The organism is Bradyrhizobium sp. 2TAF36 (genome assembly GCF_052114925.1).
GTDB lineage: Bacteria > Pseudomonadota > Alphaproteobacteria > Rhizobiales > Xanthobacteraceae > Bradyrhizobium > Bradyrhizobium barranii.
Window position 1 is genome coordinate 15,184 of sequence record NZ_JBFRFR010000056.1, and the last position, 15,291, is coordinate 30,474.

Consider the following 15,291-nt stretch of genomic DNA (forward strand, 5'->3'; position numbering starts at 1 on the left):
AACCATCATCGACTTGATGATTGGAGTTTGAGATGAAGACAATCGGAATATTTGGAGCCGCTGTAGCCGTGATGGCAACAGTCGCGGTCACCCCCGCCGATGCGCATTGGCGCGGCGGCGGATGGGGCGGCCCGGGAATCGGTTTCGGAATCGCAGCCGGAGCACTCGCGGCAGGAGCTTACGGCGCCTACGGCCCTTGAGGATATGGTCCGGGCTATGGCCCCGGCTACGCTTATGGCCCCGCTTACGCCTACGGCCCCGGCTATGCTTACGGCGGACCTTACTACGGTCATCGTCGTTACTATCGCCACTATCGACGCTGGTGATCTGACCACGGCGGGCTTGGCATCGGCGGTGAACGAGGGGAAAGATGCGCGGACGCCTCTGGGTGACCTCAGCAATCTCCGCGGTCATGGTCGCCGCTGGAGGCATTTGGTTCCTGACGGCGCCGGGGCGTTTCACTACAACGGAGGCCGGCGGTGTCTCTGACACCGCCGGCGATGCCGCACGCGGGAAACTCGTCTTTACGGCCGGCGACTGCGCGTCCTGTCATGCCTCGCCGGGACAAACTGATCGCTTGCATCTCGGCGGCGGATTGGCGCTGGCCTCGCCTTTCGGGACGTTTCGCGCGCCCAATATCTCGACGGATCCGGTAGACGGCATCGGAAGCTGGACTACGAAGGATCTCGCAAACGCGCTGCTGCGTGGTGTTTCTCCCGACGGCCGGCACTACTATCCCGTGTTTCCGTATTCTAGCTTCACGCACATGCACTCCGGTGACGTGCAGGATCTCATGGCCTACCTCCGCACGCTGCCGGCTGTGAAGGGACGTGCGCCCGATCACGAGCTCAATCTGGTTTTCGGCATTCGCCGCTTTGTCGGGTTCTGGAAGCAGCTCTACTTCAAGCCGGGTCCTATCGTGGCCGATGCCGGGCATGACGAATCCTGGAATCGGGGTCGATATCTGAGCGAGGCGCTCGCTCACTGCGCGGAATGCCATTCATCACGCGATTTGTTCGGCGGCATCAAATCAGGGACCCGTTATGCCGGGGGGCCGGACGCCGAAGGCACCGGCTTCTATCCCAACATCACGCCGGCGCGGATCGGTGATTGGTCGGAGCAACAGGTGGCGGAGATGTTGCAGACCGGTAATACGCCCAATCACGGCCGCGTCGGCTCGTCGATGGCCGATGTCGTCACGAATACGGCGATGTTGCCGGACAGCGATCGCAAGGCGATCGCCGTCTATGTGAAGTCGCTCCCGCCCCGGCCGACGCCTCGACCCTGATCCTCACTGCGCATAGAGATAGGCCGCGACATCGCGGGCCTCCGCCTGGCTGATCCCCGTGGCCGGCATCGCTGTCCTCGGCGAGAAGGTCTGCGGCGTTACGATCCATCCTATAAGATTGTCCGGCGAGTTGGTCATCACGCCAGCGATATAGACGCGTTGACGGAGATCGACGAGGGAACTTCCGACCTGACCGTCGGCGCCAGGGATGCCGGAAATAGTATGACATCCGGCGCAGCCATAGCGGCGGATCAGGGCAGGAGCCCGGGCTGGATCGCCCGCGGTCATGGCCCGGGCGGTGTTCTCGGTCTGCTTGCGATACCTTTGGGCGACGACGCCTGCGACGGTCGAGGCAGTCAGCGCGCCGGCTGCGACAATCAGGAAGATGGACATTCTACTGCGCACGAAGGGCATTGGTACGCTCCGTTTGTTTCGCGGCACGCGTGATCCAAAGCGCAATCAGGGCAAGGGCCGCGCCGGCATAAATGGTTCCCGCCGGCACCCACATGATGATGCCAGCCAGTTGCTGGTCCTCAAGCGGGGTTAGCCCCCACGCCGCCGCGGCCTCCTGTTGCTCCCGGTAGAGCAGATGCGGCGCAAGTGCCATCAAGGCACCGAGGACGCTGGTGTGCAGCATGGTGATGAAGACATGCCAGGCGGCGGCACCGGTTTCACTTCGCCTGAACACTGACCACCAGAACAGGACGGCCGTCAGGAAGAAGCTGAGATGCTGCGCCCTGTGCATGACGAGGTTGGAAACGGCTGCATCGAACAGGAGCGGCGCGTGCCAGCCCCAGATCGCCATTCCGTGCACAATCGTGGCGTTGCGACCGGTGCTGAGCAGGCCCCACACGGCGTCAGTGGCAGGCAGCCGCATCAAGTGGCCGATCGACAACCGAACGCGGCGGGGCAGGGACCACAACAGCGTTCCAACCGGTCGCGCGATCACCACCAACGGCGCGGATACGGCCATCAGAATCTCGTGCTCGATCATGTGAAAGCTCAGCAGCCGTTCGCCAAGCCAGTGCAGCGGCGACACCAGCGCCGCGATCAGCGAGAGCCAGCCGGCCGTGCAGGCAGCGACCTGCCAGAGTCCGGCACAAGGACCACGAGCCCGTCGCCGGAGCAGAACAAGCGCGCCAATGCCGTACATGAAGCCGAAAGCAATTAGAGGAAGGACGATCCAGGGATCGAGCGTCCAAGCGCCGCTCACGTCCGGGGTCAGTTCGTGGGCATGTGCTGCACCGCTCGCCATCAGGCCAGTTGTGATTGCCGCTATCTTTCGCATCCCGTCAACACCAGAGAGGCCATGCCCTGCATCGCAAGAGCAAAGGTGAAAAGGCAGGCGGAGAGGGCGCTGACCGCTCGGGCGAAATCGATCGTGTGAGCCGGGGCGCTCGCGACACCCGGCCGTGGTGCGCAGGACCACGACGCGACGCCCGATAGAGCGGTCAAGGTCGCGCCTGCAAGGGAGATGATGGCAGAGATATGCAGCGGGGATCGGCAGTCGACATCGGGAAGTATTTGTCCGAGTTGCATGTTCAGGGCCCAGATCAAGGCGGCGAACCAAAGGCCGCCCCAGATCGTGAGATGGGTCAGGAACTTTGAAATCATATCCGTGCCAGCCAATAGATGCAGCCATAGATCGGAAGCCAGGCCGCAACGACAAAGTTCCAATACATGGCGTTGTCCTGGACGTCGCCGAAGCGACGGGCATTTTGCGCGTGGCGCGTAAACATCAGCACGCCGAGAACCAGGGTATCGGCGAGGTCGGTGATGATATGCGTGGTGTGGAGGCCAAGCAGGAGCCAGACCACGGAGCCGTAAGCGTTCGTGTCCCAGCTGATCCGAAGCGCAGGAAATTCGAAGATGCGCACGATCAGCGGCGCGATTCCCAGGATCGACATGACGATGAGCCCGATCCTGACCTTGCGCAGATCCTGCTGCTCCGCCCAGCGCGAGATCAGGATGTTGGGCACCAGGCTGACGAGCAGAATCAGCGTCACCAATGTACCGGGAAGCACGTCGGGCGGGGGAGCGTTGATCGGCCAGGTGGTCGCCAGGCCCATCAGATAGAGGTAGACCGCGATCGRCAGGGCAAAGCCAGTCCCTTCGATCAGCATGAAGGCGAGCGTGCCCCACCAGGTGGCACTCTGTGTCCCCATCCCGTGTAACGGCAACTTGCCGAGATCAAGCACGATCCTTTCCTTCATGCCTCATCCTCTGGCGTGCCCTTGGGCCAGAACCAGCCGATCAGCGCGACCGCGATCGGGATCGAGCCCCACACCACCGCCCATGGGGTGAATATCGACCAGATCAGCATGATGCTGGTTGCGATCGCCGTCAGCAGAGGCCAGATCGAATTCCGCGGCGAGGCCTCGCGCGCCTGTGGCTCGGCGGTATTCAGCGACGTCACCACCAGCTCGCGCCGATCCGTGCGCAGGCCCTCGGCAACTGCAAGCGCGTCGCGGCTGTCCCACAGCGGATGCAAGCTATTGACCACGGGGATCATCGCAAAATTGTAGCTGGGGGGAGGCGATGTGGTGGCCCACTCCAGAGTAGGTGCGCCCCAGGGATTGTCGGACGCGACGTCGCCGGCGCGCGCGCTTCGAATGACATTGATGAAGAAGACCAGGAACCCGGCGGTGAGCACGACAGAGCTGAGGCTCGCGAACAAATTGAGAGCGTGCCACGGCAGGTCGGGTTGATAGGTGTAAATGCGCCGCGGCATGCCCTCCAAACCGAGGATATGCATCGGAAAGAAGGTCGCGTTGAAGCCGATGGTGATTAGCCAGAACGACCATTGCCCGAGCGTCTCGCTCATCATCCGTCCGGTGAGTTTGGGAAACCAGTAGTGGATGGCGCCGAGCAGAGGGAAAACGGCGCCGCCGACCAGCACATAATGGAAATGCGCGACGACGAAATAAGTGTCATGCACCTGGGTGTCGAATGGCACGGAGGCAACCAGCACACCAGTCAGGCCGCCGATGACGAACGTGACGAAGAACCCGATGATGAAGAGGAGCGGCGTCTTGAACACCGGCCTGCCGTCMCACAACGTTGCCAGCCAGCAGAATATCTGAACGCCGGCAGGGATCGCGATGGCCATGCTGGACGCCGTGAAAAAGCTCTCTCCGAGACGTGGCAGGCCCGTCACGAACATGTGGTGGACCCACAGGCCGAAGGCGAGGATTCCCGTGGCGATCAGTGCCATCACCAGGCCGAGATAGCCGAACACCGGCCGCCGTGCGAAAGGCTCGATCATGGTCGAGACCATGCCGGCCGCGGGCAGGAAGATGATGTAGACCTCGGGATGGCCGAAGAACCAGAACAAATGCTGCCAGAGCAGCACGTCGCCGCCCTCGGCCGGATTGAAGAAGTGCGTGCCGACGAGGCGGTCGAGGATCAGGCTGGTGCTGGCGACCATGATCGCCGGCATCGCCATGATGATCAGGAAGGACGTCACCAGCATCGCCCACACGAACACGGGGATGCGGTCGAGCGTCATGCCCGGCGCGCGTTGCTTGAAGATGGTGACGACCATTTCGACCGCGACCGCGAGCGCGGAGACTTCGGTGAAGGTGATCATCTGTGCCCAGATGTCGGCGCGCTTGCCGGCCGCATATTGCGGCCCGGATAGCGGCACATAGGCGAACCAACCGACGTCGGGTCCCATGTCGAGCGCAAAGGCAATCCATAGCAGCGCGCCGCCGGCAAGATAGATCCAGTAGGAGAATGCGTTGAGGCGAGGGAAGGCGATGTTGCGGGTGCCAACCATCAGCGGCACCAGGTAGACCGCCACGGCTTCCATCACAGGCACGGCGAACAGGAACATCATGTTGGAGCCGTGCATGGTGAAGATCTGATTATAGCGATCGGCGCCGAGCAGGCGCGCTTCCGGCTGCGCGAGTTGAATCCGCATCAGCGCGGCGAGAACTCCTCCGAGGGCGAGGAAGATAAAGGCCGTGAAGATGTAACGGCGCCCGATGATCTTGTGGTCGACGGTGGTGAGCGCGCCCCAGACGCCGGGCGGCGTTTTCCATGTTTCCGTCAGCGCCTCTGTCAGGCGCGTGCCTTGGATGTCGATGTCGCGCGGGCTGGATGCTGTGGCGGGGCTGTTCATTTCAGGCTCGCCATATAAGCGGAGACCGCGCGCAGCTCGTCGGGCGTTAGCGGCACCATCGGCATGTTGTTGCCCGGCTTGATGGTCTGTGGATCGGCGATCCAGGCTGCGAGCGAGCCGCGCGTGGTTTCGAACAGCCCCGCCGCGATGGTCCGGCGGCTGCTGACATGGGTGAGATCAGGCCCCGTGGTGCCGGCCGCAAGGGTGCCACGGATGGTGTGGCAGGCCGCGCACGGCTTCGTCAGAAACGTCTGCATCCCCGCGGCGGCCTCCTCTTCGACCGGCTGGGCCGCCGCATTCCGCTCCGCGTTCGCCCATTTGTCGAAATCGTCCTGCGACTCCGCGATCACCAGCAGTGCCATGTGCGCGTGCTGCATGCCGCAATATTCTGCGCATTGACCGCGATAGACACCAGCTTTCTCGGCGCGGATAACCAACTCGTTCGAGCGACCGGGGATCAGGTCCTGCTTGCCCGCAAGGCTTGGGACCCAAAACGAATGGATCACGTCGAGGCCCTCGAGCTTGAGCCGCACGTTGCGGCCCACCGGAATGTGGATTTCGTTGGCGGTCTCAAATCGCCGGGATGGATCCGGGCCGATATACTCGAGGCCCCACCACCATTGCAGGCCGCGCACCCGGATCGTCAGATCGTCCTGCCCGGCAACGCTGAGGCTCCGCGTGGCAAAGAAGCTCATGATGGTGAACGTGCCGATGATGACGGTGGTGGCGATGACGGCGCCAGTGACCGCGATGGTCATGCGACGTTCGCGGGCGGGCTGAGGTGGTGTCGGCCGGCCTTCCCGCCGGTGCCACAAAGCCCAGATCAGCGCGACCATCACCAGCATCCACACGACGCAGCACACCGCAACGATCAGAAGGATGAGATGCTTCAGGCTGATCGCCGAGGTGCCGTGAACGTCGAGTGCGGATTGCCAATTGCTGCCGCATGCGGCCAGCGGTACGGCGAGCGTTGCGCTCAAACAGGCCTTGCGCAGCACGCGGATCACGGCGTCGGTCCCTGATCCAAATGAACCGGTGAGGGTCCCTGATCGAATAGCAGCTTGGCTGGTGCGCGATTTTCGGCAGGTCGGGTCTGCTTCTCGTCGTTGCGGCTCGGCGCGGCGGTCTTGCCTTCATAGGAGCCGATGGTCTGCACATAGCCTGCAAGCTGCCAGATCTGATCCGTCGTCATCTTGTCGCGAAACGACGGCATGCCGTGCGGCCGCCCATCCCGGATCGAGGCGAAGATGGAGACCATCTCGGGGCCGTAATACCACCAGCCGTCAAGGAAGGCCGGCCCGCTGCCGCCTTGGCCGTCGCCATGGCAGCTCTTGCAGCCGAACCACGCATACAGCCGCTTGCCCTGGCTCAGATTGTAGGCGTTGACCTCATACGGCTGGCCCAGCGCGAAATAGACCTGCGGGGGCGCGCCGGCGATGCCGTTCGGCATCAGCGCGACCTTGTCGAGCGCATCGGCTGCGGGTGGATCGAGCCGCAATTGTCGCTGTTCCCGCTGGCAGCCCGCCAGCGCCATCGCAACTGCAAGGAAAATGCTGGCCATCCGCTTCATCTGACCCGTCAACTCAAGGGAACTAACAATCGGTGTGTTTTTGCTTGGTTCCTGGAAGTTCAAGTCTTTGCTCTAATGCGCTCCGGGCAATTAAAGACCTGGAATTCTCTGCCGCGCGCAATGCCGATCAACGTGATCCTCGACGCAGATGCAGTTCGGACTGCGAGCGCGGTCGGCGCGGAGACCGCAATGAGAATGCCTGTGCCGATGACGGCAGCCTTTTGCACAAGCTCGATCGATACGCGGCTGGTGAGAACAAGGGCGCTGGAGGAGCCTTTCACGCCCTCGGCGGCCATCGCTCCCGCGAGTTTGTCGAGAGCATTATGCCGGCCGACATCTTCGCGCAGCAGCAACAATCCTGAACCCGGCTGATAGATTCCGGCTGCGTGCGTTGCTCGGGTCGCACGATTGATCTCCTGCGCGGCTGTCAGAGCGTCCAGAGCAGACGAGATGTCCTCGGGGCCAAGCGAGAGATCGCTTGTAACGCATGGGATGGGCGGACATGCATCAGCCAGGCTTTCAATCCCGCAGAGGCCGCAACCCGTCGGGCCGACCAGCCTCCGCCGCCGTGCCGCGAGACGGTCGCTTCGGTCGGAAGTGAGCCACATTCGCAGCTCGACACTATCCCCGTGCCGAACGATCTCGAGTTTTTCGATCTCTGATGGCGCGGCAATAATTCCCTCAGTAAGGCTGAAGCCGAAGGCGAGGTCGGTGAGATCGGCGGGGGTCGCCATCACGACGGCGAAAGTTGTTCCATTGTACACGAACGCTACGGGGGTTTCTTCCGCCAGCTTGCGGGCAGCAAGCCGCCCATCTTGGTTGCTGTAACCAGCTTCGACGATGGCATTCTGCAATCTCTCTTGGCTCTCGAACTGCGAACCGTGCACTGCAACCTCCAAAGAAATATGCGACGCTGCAATGAGCGATGGTTCCCGGCACTAACTCATCGAAGTGATGGCAGCGAAGCGCCGCTCCCCATCTTCACGGCCGCTACGACTCAGCTAGGGATCGGAGGTTGTTCCGTCGCTGCTCAGAGCGCGCCGTATTCGCAAACTATCGATCGACCAGCTAAGGTCTCGATCGAAAAGGATCTTCGAAGGTTTGCCGGCGTAATTGCGGTGCGGTGAATGCGCCGCCTTACGGCAGCGTCCTTACTTTCGATCCGGCTTTTTGGCGGCTGGTCCGCTCTTACTTCCAGGAAGTCCCTTCACGCTGGACGTATCCTGCTGCTGGACTGTCGAATTCGTGCCGCTGGATGAGCCGACCGTATCGCCCGGCTTGCCCGCGGGTCCGTTCTTGTTTCCGGGCTGGCCGGCTATCCCGGTTCCAGAATTCTGAGAGCTCGGGGCGTTGGCGGCGTTTGGCTGGCTGGTTTGAGCGCTCGCCCCGGAAGCCGACAGAGCGAACGCGACTGCAAGCGCACCTACGAACAATTTCATAGCGATCCTCCGAATGAGCCATTTGGCGTCAGGTTGGTCCTGCCGCAGCCCGCCAACGTCTTGCTGTAAACGACGTTCCTTTCGAGCGATCGTCCGCACAAGGTCTTTCCGACGAACTCCGGGGGCGCTGATCCGCCAGTCCGGATAACACATAGGAGGGAAGCGAAGTCCTGCCACGTCAGTCTAAGCGTCCCGGGCCTTCCCTCGGCGAATTTGCGCGGTACTTGTCTCCACTTGCAGCGTGGAGGCGCCACCATCCGTGGCGTACTACCTCAACGCCGACGGGCAAACCATATTCCCAACGCGAAGGCCGCAAAGAGTGAACGCATCGGCGCCTCCATGGCCATCTGCCGGAGCTGCCCGGCTAACTCTTCTGCTGACCGTCGGAGAATAGTTTGGTTCCGCGTCGCCGACCTCCCCGGAGAATTCTCAGGTCCTGAGCCCTTGTCAGCCCTCGTGCCTCAGTTATCGCTGACGTATCGCTTGCATCTATGGGATCCTTCTACAAACGCCGTTGAGCAAGCGTTCTTGGAACCTATCGGTTCCTACAATCTCATGCCCGGGCACCTCGCCGCTTCTTCTCCGGCGCGCCGCCAGACATGAGACACGAATGTGCTCGCCGCAAGTGCGCCCGCGCGCGTCCAGACCGCGCCAATTAGCAGATACGCGCCTGAGTAAGCTTAGTAGTGAGGTATCCCTCCAAGGCTTCGGAGCCTCCTTCGCTGCCGACACCAAAATCCTTCACTGCATTTGCAGTCGAGAAAGTCTATGAACGCTCACTGGCCATGCCATGGGACGGTAGTCGCTTTCAAGTCGACCATGTCCTCGAAATCCGCTTCTCTCAGCAGATTTCTTAGTGAAGACCGCGTTGCGTCCCGCCGGTCCCGCCGTGGTCCGTTCAGGAATTCCGCTTTTGCACCACGCCCGGCTGCAACAGTTCCGGCACCGTCACTCCAAATGCTTCGGCAAGGCGCTCAAGGGTAAGAACCGTTGGGTTCGACCTACAGTTCTCGATTTTGCTTATCTCGGTCTGCTGGATATCAGTTCTATCGGCCAGGGCCTCCTGAGAAAGCCCGCATTCTTCGCGAAGCTGACGCACATTCTCCCCTAGGCGCTCAAGAATCGTGGACTCGCGCGTCGGAAAACGATCTGCGAAAGGCTTTTGCTCCTTCTTCTTTTTTCTCGCCATTGGAAGGCGCCTGATCCCCTGGAGCATGTATTCGATCTGTCGGATGCTCGACCTCTCGACCAAGAAACCTTGAATGCCAGGGCCTAAGATCTCAACGGGTTAGTGCCGCAAAGCCATAACCATCCACCGCTTACTTCGCAGCGTGTAGAATCCAGCTCGCGATCCACGGCTCACCGAAGATGCGCGTCCGGTCGGCGCCCCAACGACGTGGGCGATGTTCTAGCTGCCGCGTTCCGTGATGGGGACCTTGCCTTCCAGACGCGCAATGTCATCCTTGACGCTTGGTCGGCTAGAACACGCAGAACGGTCGCCGGGAAGCGTGGCCATTGTGCCAGGGCGTCTCTCCCGTTGGGGAAGCCATGCCGATAGCTGGCAGACCGGTTCGCCGACGGCTCGGCGTTAGCCATTGAGCCCGAACTTCTCGCGGCGAACGGGCGGGCACGACAGCCAGTGGCGTTCTAGACATCGTGGCTTCGAGCCGCCCACTCGCTCCTCAGTGACGAGACGCCTTCCCTGATGACCGATCAGCGGCCAAGTGATCGAGACAAAAAAAAGCCCGCCGGCGGCGGGCATTCATTTCGTGACAACTCGAGTGACGCTATTCCGCCACGGTCTCGGGCTTATCGGCGCCGTTGCTCGGACGCTTCGGAGCCGACGCCTTCCCCTTGCGCGGGTCCGTCAGCGCGGCGGTCATGCGCTCGAGGCTCGCATACGCCCATTCCAACTCCTTGTCGCGGCTCCTCAAATGATCGAGCGAGACCTTCACCTCGGCTTCGAGCGAGACAACGCGCATCTCGGCCTTCTCTGCGCGGGCGACGGCCTTCTTGTGCGTTTGCTCGAGGTCGGAGCGCGCCCGATCCGCATCCTCGAGCCTCTTCTTCAGGTCGTCGAGCCGCCGCTCGGCGTCGTCGACCTCGTGCAGCATTTCTCTGGCCTGGTTGTCCGCCGCCGCGATGCGCGCCTCGGCGCCCAGGCGGACGTCCTCGATCGCTCGGTTGGCCAGTTCCTGCGCCGCCTTCCAGTAGTCGACGCTGAGGATCGACACCTTGTCCTGGAGCGCCTGCGGCAAATCCGTCCGAACGGTGTTTAGGGCATCGCGCTCCTCCTTCACCTTGCGGATCGCCGCACCCACGTCCGTCATCGAACCGCCCCCGATGAGCTTCCTCACCTCGCGCACCGACGTTGCGCTTCCACGCGTTTCGAGGTCCTTCATAGCTTCACGAACTCTATCCAACATCGTACTCACCTCCGTAACGTTACGTAACAGGTAACAGAATGGCCGAACGGCCTCAGGTCGACTTCGTATCGGTCGCCACGCTCCTCCGCATCGGAACGCCCGGATCTTTCAATGCCGCCGGCGTATCTGTCACCGCGGCATCGAGAAGTGCGCCGAAGCGAAGAATGGACCTCGGCGAAAAGATGATGCCCCCGACCGGCGCGGGCCAAGCCCCGTCGGTGGGCGGCGGCTCGCCCGCGTAGACGCGGCGGCGCGACGTCGCTTTGTGCTCGATCGTTCCGAACAGCAGGTCCTCCGGAGCGGCGCTCCAGAAGATGCCGACGGACACGCCGGAGAAGGCCTTCGTGGAAGGGTCCCTGGAGGCCGTCCAAAGCTTGAGCAGCAGCTCGCCGATGGCTTGTCCGAACCGATCGGATTCGTTCGGGTAGGTGTCGGCGGTGCCGCCGTCGGGAGCCGCGTCGCCGATCTCGTTGCGCAACGGCATCGCGCTCAACCGGGTCACGGTGCGCATCGCGGTCGGCGGGTGACGCTGCCGACCGCCGATGGCCATCAACACCGCCGCCCCGTCGAACGCCAGCGCCGCGGCTGTGTCCCGCAGGTCGCACGGCACGGCGTTGGCGTCGATCAGGTCGGCCAAGGAGGTCGAGACCAGCTTGGGGTTCAACTCGAGGCGCGCTGCGATTTCATCGCGGATCATGTCCGAACCCAAAAGATGGCGCCTCACTTCTTGCGACTTGATCACGTTGATTTCTCCTCGACCATTGCGGGGACGCAGGTTGCGACTGAGCTGCACGGATTCTGCTTGTCGGGGTCGGCGGCAGCGCCCGGCCGTCCGAAGCGTCGGCCACCCGGAGCCCTGGCGCTGAGCTCGATGCCGGCCTCGCGAAGCCACTTGGTCATTGTGCCTGGCCAGCACGGGTAGCCCTTCTTGACCATGACGGCATGGAGCTCCCGGTACGTCTTGGGTCGGGTCGCGCGTGCCACGTCGACGACACGCTGCTGCCACGCGCGACCGTGTTTGTCGGGCATGTGGGCCAAGCCATTGTCGTCCATGAAGCGGCGCAAGGCCTCGGGACCGTACGTGAAGCCCTTGGCCTGAAGCTGCCGATGGAACGACGGAAGACGCGGGGGCGCCGAAAGCTCGGCGTACTCCGATTCGATGAGGTCGCCGAACGCGATCGAAACCTTGCGATATCGGTGTTCCGATCGGTATCCGATCGACGCCAGGAACGTTTGGAGGGTGGCCAGCTTCCACGGGAAGTCGTGCTTCTCGACGAGAAAGGCGTGGAATTCTCGCCGCGTCTCGGTGTCGGGTCGGTCGACGCACAGCGTTTGGATCTTCGTGCGCCATTCCTGGGTCATGGTGCCGGAGCGGTTGCCGCGGAGAGAAGCCTCGCCCTTCAGCACATAATGATCGCGCCAGTGACGCATCTGCTTGTCCTTGAGGCCGAAGTAGCGCGCCATGATGGTTTGCGTGATCAGGCCGCGGTCGTGCAGTTCCATCGCTTCGGGAAACTCGGTGAGCCGCAGGTTCCTGCGCTGGTCATCCGTCAGGTCGCGCTTTTCCCAGCAGACGCGGATCCGGCGGTAGAGGCGCGAGCTGGGCTCGTTCACCTCGAAGAAGGAGACGTCGCCGTACTTGGCCAGCGGATGCCGGTCGAGGCATTCCCCCAGACGTTCGATGCCCGGCCGGTTGTTGTCGTCGAGGCCGTGCGCGGCGAGGCCCTTGCGGGTGAGGACCAGAGCGGCGCCGTCCAGTTCCGGATCGGAGTGGACCGCCTTCGAAAAGGTCGCGCCGAGGTCGCCCCACAGGTTCTGGGAGAGATCGTTGCGCTGCGCCGCCTGATCGATCGTCTGCTTGATCGAGGCCACGTCGAGGCGCTTGCCTTTGGGCGACACGAAGAGATACCGGGACTCCTTGAACGGCGCCGGCATCGCGTCCATGTACCGCCTCACGACGAGCCGGGCCGCGTCCATCATCGGGACGTCGCGCTGGAAGAACGCGTTCATGTCGACGATGCGCACGATCCGTTCATCCTCGAGCCAGTTGGCGCGATGGAAATAGCTCACCTCCGCATTCGTGAGCCCGCAGCAGGCGCGGACGGCGGAGATGGCTGCGCGGAGACATTGGACCCAGTAGTCCGTCGCGCAGCTCGAGTTGTAGGTCTGCGGCGACAGGGCCTTGCGGAGCCGGTCGGCGGACAGGGCGCTGCGGCGGCTCACTTGCGCACCGCCGCGTCGCTGTCGCGCATCTTCTGGACACGCTGCAGCACCTTGACCTTTCGCGTGGGGGCGCGCTCGGGAGCGATGACGCCGTTGAAGGAGACGGCCTTGACGTTGGCCTCGCGGGTCAGGCTGCGCAGCTTCTTGCGGCAGTTCGGGTCGGCGAGCATCTCGACCGCCGTGTCTTCGGTCTGCGGCGAGAAGTGCTCGTAGATGCGCTGGAGCGTCTTGGGCGTCACGCCGATCAGTTTGGCGGCCGACTGGATCGGAACGCCCATGTGGGCGCACCACGTCGCCAAAGTGTGGCGATGCGTGTGCAGGATCACCTCGGCGCTGAGACCCGCCGCCTCGACCAGGTTGTTGTACTGCACCGTCACCTTGGCGTAGGGCTGGTCGTCGCCTTTGCGGAAGATGAAGTCGTGGCCGTCACGGTCGTCCGACTTTTTCCAGCGCGCCGAATGCTGCTGCAGCCGCACCGGCATTCGCGTGGACGGGTACTTGTTCTTCTTGGTCGGCGGGGCCGAATAGCCGGTGCGGTGGATCTTGCCGTTTTCTGGGTCGAGGCTGCCGTGGGACGGGCGGCGCTTCCAGGTCGCGAGGCGCATGTTCTCGTCGCGCCAGCCGGACCAGACCTCCGTCACGACCATGCGCGCGATGCCCTTGGAGTTCTCGAGCGTCTCCTCGTCGATGGCGTTGACGAGGCGCCCGTCGGGGCCGATCGTCTTCACCCAGTCCATCGTCTCGTGATTCCAGACCCGTCCGCGGCAGGCCCAGAGCAGACGGGCATCCTCGTTCGGCAGGAGGTAGAACTCCCGCTTGACCTTGTGCTTCGGGATTTCGAGCACGGGGTAGAACGAGAGGTTCGTCATTCGCGCGAACTTCTTCACCGCGAGCTGGACCTTCTCGATGTCGGTCTTGACGGTGCTGTAGGCCAACCCGATCTTGCCCGACCTCTTGTTGGGGATGAGCTTGCAGGCCTGCTGGTAGCGGTCGGTCGTGAACGAGGACACGGCCCCGTACGGAATCGGCCCCCAGAAGAGACCGATGCGTTCCATGGCCTTTTTCTCCTGCTTCCACGTGCGGCGTTGAGCCTTGGGAGCGTTGGCAGGCGGCTCGGGGCCGAGCTCCTCGAGGAGCGCTGCGCCGATCAGGACTTCCTTCTCATCGATCGTGCCGAGCCGGCGCCGGTAGTCCTCGAGTGCCGTCATCGCGTGCGCCGAGCCGGCGTCGTCGAGAACTTCGGGCCAGTTGACCGCGAGTTCGCTGTCGCGGGCCGAGACCCCGTCCGCACAGACGAGATCGTTGGCGCGCGCTTCGGCGCGGGCCATGCGGCGGACGGTCTTGCCGGCTTTGGCGAGCGGGCCCAGTCCCGATTCGGAAATGTGGGTTTCGATTTCTTTGGCGGTCGGAAGTTTGGCCACGGAAGGCTCCTGAACTCGGATAAAAGGACTTTAGGATCAGACAAAATGTTGTCTAATCAGTCCGATTGTCAGAGTCCAGCGTCTTTTAGACCATGATCGGAAGGACGGTTAGCGGAGGCTTTCGCCGATCGCTAGGATTGCGCCGACTGAAATCATGCGGGTTTCGAGATATGGGCCGCTCCCGGAGGCCGGACGGTCCGCTCGCTCTCGCTCGCCAGTGGCGGACCCGACCTCGCCCGGGGCTGCGTAGTGGCGCTCGAATTGCCACTGGCGGTAGTTGATATGGGCGGCGATCGAGGCCGCCCTGGTCGGGCCGAAGATCCGGACCTCGAGACCACAGTGAAGGTGCCCGCCCGGGACCTCGCCGTCGCCGTTCGGCGCCGGGCTCATCCAGTCGCCGGCAAGAGGCGCCGGGAAGAGAGGCCCCTCCGTCGCGGCCTCGATCAATGCGGTCAGGGCCACTCCGAAGGGGTCCAGGGGGCCGATCTGCTTGGTGAACAGCCGGGCGAAGTATTTGCCGCCGAGCGACGGTCTCGAGCCGGGAGCGTGCCCCCAGCTCGCGCCCGCGTGGGGGCGCTCGACGGGCTGCAGATTCCAGTAGCCCCGGATCGTCGCCGGCGAGTCCTTGAGAGTTGCGCCGCTGGTGACAGCCAGAAGCAGTGTGGCGGCGTCGCGCGCGCTCATCTGTTTGCCCGCTCGCCCCTTGCCCGTCACCTCGACCAGGCCCGCCTCGCGGAGCCGGCGCATGGCGACGGCCACGGTCTCGGGATCTCGGTGGACGATCTTCGCCATGACGGCTAT

The 15,291-nt window shown here is 63.2% G+C and carries 15 protein-coding genes; 1 reads left to right on the plus strand and 14 read right to left on the minus strand.

Annotated features, from left to right (window positions below; all coding sequences use genetic code 11):
- Nucleotides 1-370 precede the first annotated feature (370 nt).
- Nucleotides 371-1,288 (plus strand): c-type cytochrome, encoded by a 918-nt coding sequence (locus AB4Z51_RS29070; RefSeq protein WP_441498509.1) that lies wholly within the window; start codon nucleotides 371-373, stop codon nucleotides 1,286-1,288.
- 3 nt (nucleotides 1,289-1,291) lie between these two features.
- On the opposite strand, the gene AB4Z51_RS29075 is transcribed toward AB4Z51_RS29070, so the two are convergent.
- The 14 genes from AB4Z51_RS29075 to AB4Z51_RS29140 form a co-directional block, all read right to left on the minus strand.
- Nucleotides 1,292-1,681, minus strand: a complete 390-nt coding sequence (locus AB4Z51_RS29075) for a c-type cytochrome (protein WP_441498510.1) — start codon at nucleotides 1,679-1,681, stop codon at nucleotides 1,292-1,294.
- A 1-nt stretch (nucleotide 1,682) separates the two neighbouring features.
- Nucleotides 1,683-2,543: a cytochrome c oxidase assembly protein gene (locus AB4Z51_RS29080; protein ID WP_441498511.1), complete on the minus strand. Its 861-nt coding sequence runs from the start codon at nucleotides 2,541-2,543 to the stop codon at nucleotides 1,683-1,685.
- Between the two features lie 20 nt (nucleotides 2,544-2,563).
- Nucleotides 2,564-2,902, minus strand: coding sequence for a hypothetical protein (locus tag AB4Z51_RS29085; RefSeq protein WP_441498512.1), 339 nt, complete (start codon nucleotides 2,900-2,902; stop codon nucleotides 2,564-2,566).
- Nucleotides 2,899-3,501, minus strand: coding sequence for a cytochrome c oxidase subunit 3 (locus AB4Z51_RS29090; RefSeq protein ID WP_441498513.1), 603 nt, complete (start codon nucleotides 3,499-3,501; stop codon nucleotides 2,899-2,901). The genes AB4Z51_RS29085 and AB4Z51_RS29090 overlap by 4 nt, the downstream gene beginning before the upstream one ends.
- Entirely contained in the window at nucleotides 3,498-5,411 is a 1,914-nt protein-coding gene (gene ctaD, locus AB4Z51_RS29095; protein WP_441498514.1) for a cytochrome c oxidase subunit I, read from the minus strand. The genes AB4Z51_RS29090 and ctaD overlap by 4 nt, the downstream gene beginning before the upstream one ends.
- Nucleotides 5,408-6,409: a cytochrome c oxidase subunit II gene (gene coxB, locus AB4Z51_RS29100; protein WP_441498557.1), complete on the minus strand. Its 1,002-nt coding sequence runs from the start codon at nucleotides 6,407-6,409 to the stop codon at nucleotides 5,408-5,410. Before coxB ends, ctaD begins: the two co-directional genes overlap by 4 nt.
- A 5-nt stretch (nucleotides 6,410-6,414) precedes the next feature.
- On the minus strand, nucleotides 6,415-6,972 hold the full coding sequence (locus tag AB4Z51_RS29105; protein ID WP_441498515.1) for a c-type cytochrome: 558 nt from the start codon (nucleotides 6,970-6,972) through the stop codon (nucleotides 6,415-6,417).
- Between the two features lie 68 nt (nucleotides 6,973-7,040).
- Nucleotides 7,041-7,868, minus strand: coding sequence for a formate dehydrogenase accessory sulfurtransferase FdhD (fdhD, locus tag AB4Z51_RS29110; RefSeq protein WP_441498516.1), 828 nt, complete (start codon nucleotides 7,866-7,868; stop codon nucleotides 7,041-7,043).
- A gap of 1,450 nt (nucleotides 7,869-9,318) precedes the next feature.
- On the minus strand, nucleotides 9,319-9,609 hold the full coding sequence (locus tag AB4Z51_RS29115) for a helix-turn-helix domain-containing protein (protein ID WP_441498517.1): 291 nt from the start codon (nucleotides 9,607-9,609) through the stop codon (nucleotides 9,319-9,321).
- Nucleotides 9,610-10,207: 598 nt separating this feature from the next.
- Nucleotides 10,208-10,846 (minus strand): DNA-binding protein, encoded by a 639-nt coding sequence (locus tag AB4Z51_RS29120; RefSeq protein WP_441498518.1) that lies wholly within the window; start codon nucleotides 10,844-10,846, stop codon nucleotides 10,208-10,210.
- Between the two features lie 52 nt (nucleotides 10,847-10,898).
- Entirely contained in the window at nucleotides 10,899-11,588 is a 690-nt protein-coding gene (locus AB4Z51_RS29125) for a hypothetical protein (protein ID WP_441498519.1), read from the minus strand.
- On the minus strand, nucleotides 11,585-13,069 hold the full coding sequence (locus AB4Z51_RS29130) for a hypothetical protein (protein WP_441498520.1): 1,485 nt from the start codon (nucleotides 13,067-13,069) through the stop codon (nucleotides 11,585-11,587). Before AB4Z51_RS29130 ends, AB4Z51_RS29125 begins: the two co-directional genes overlap by 4 nt.
- Nucleotides 13,066-14,490 carry a hypothetical protein gene (locus AB4Z51_RS29135; protein WP_441498521.1) on the minus strand — a complete coding sequence of 475 codons (1,425 nt, stop codon included), beginning with the start codon at nucleotides 14,488-14,490 and terminating at the stop codon, nucleotides 13,066-13,068. The genes AB4Z51_RS29130 and AB4Z51_RS29135 overlap by 4 nt, the downstream gene beginning before the upstream one ends.
- A gap of 108 nt (nucleotides 14,491-14,598) precedes the next feature.
- Nucleotides 14,599-15,282 (minus strand): hypothetical protein, encoded by a 684-nt coding sequence (locus AB4Z51_RS29140; RefSeq protein WP_441498522.1) that lies wholly within the window; start codon nucleotides 15,280-15,282, stop codon nucleotides 14,599-14,601.
- Between the last annotated feature and the right edge of the window lie 9 nt (nucleotides 15,283-15,291).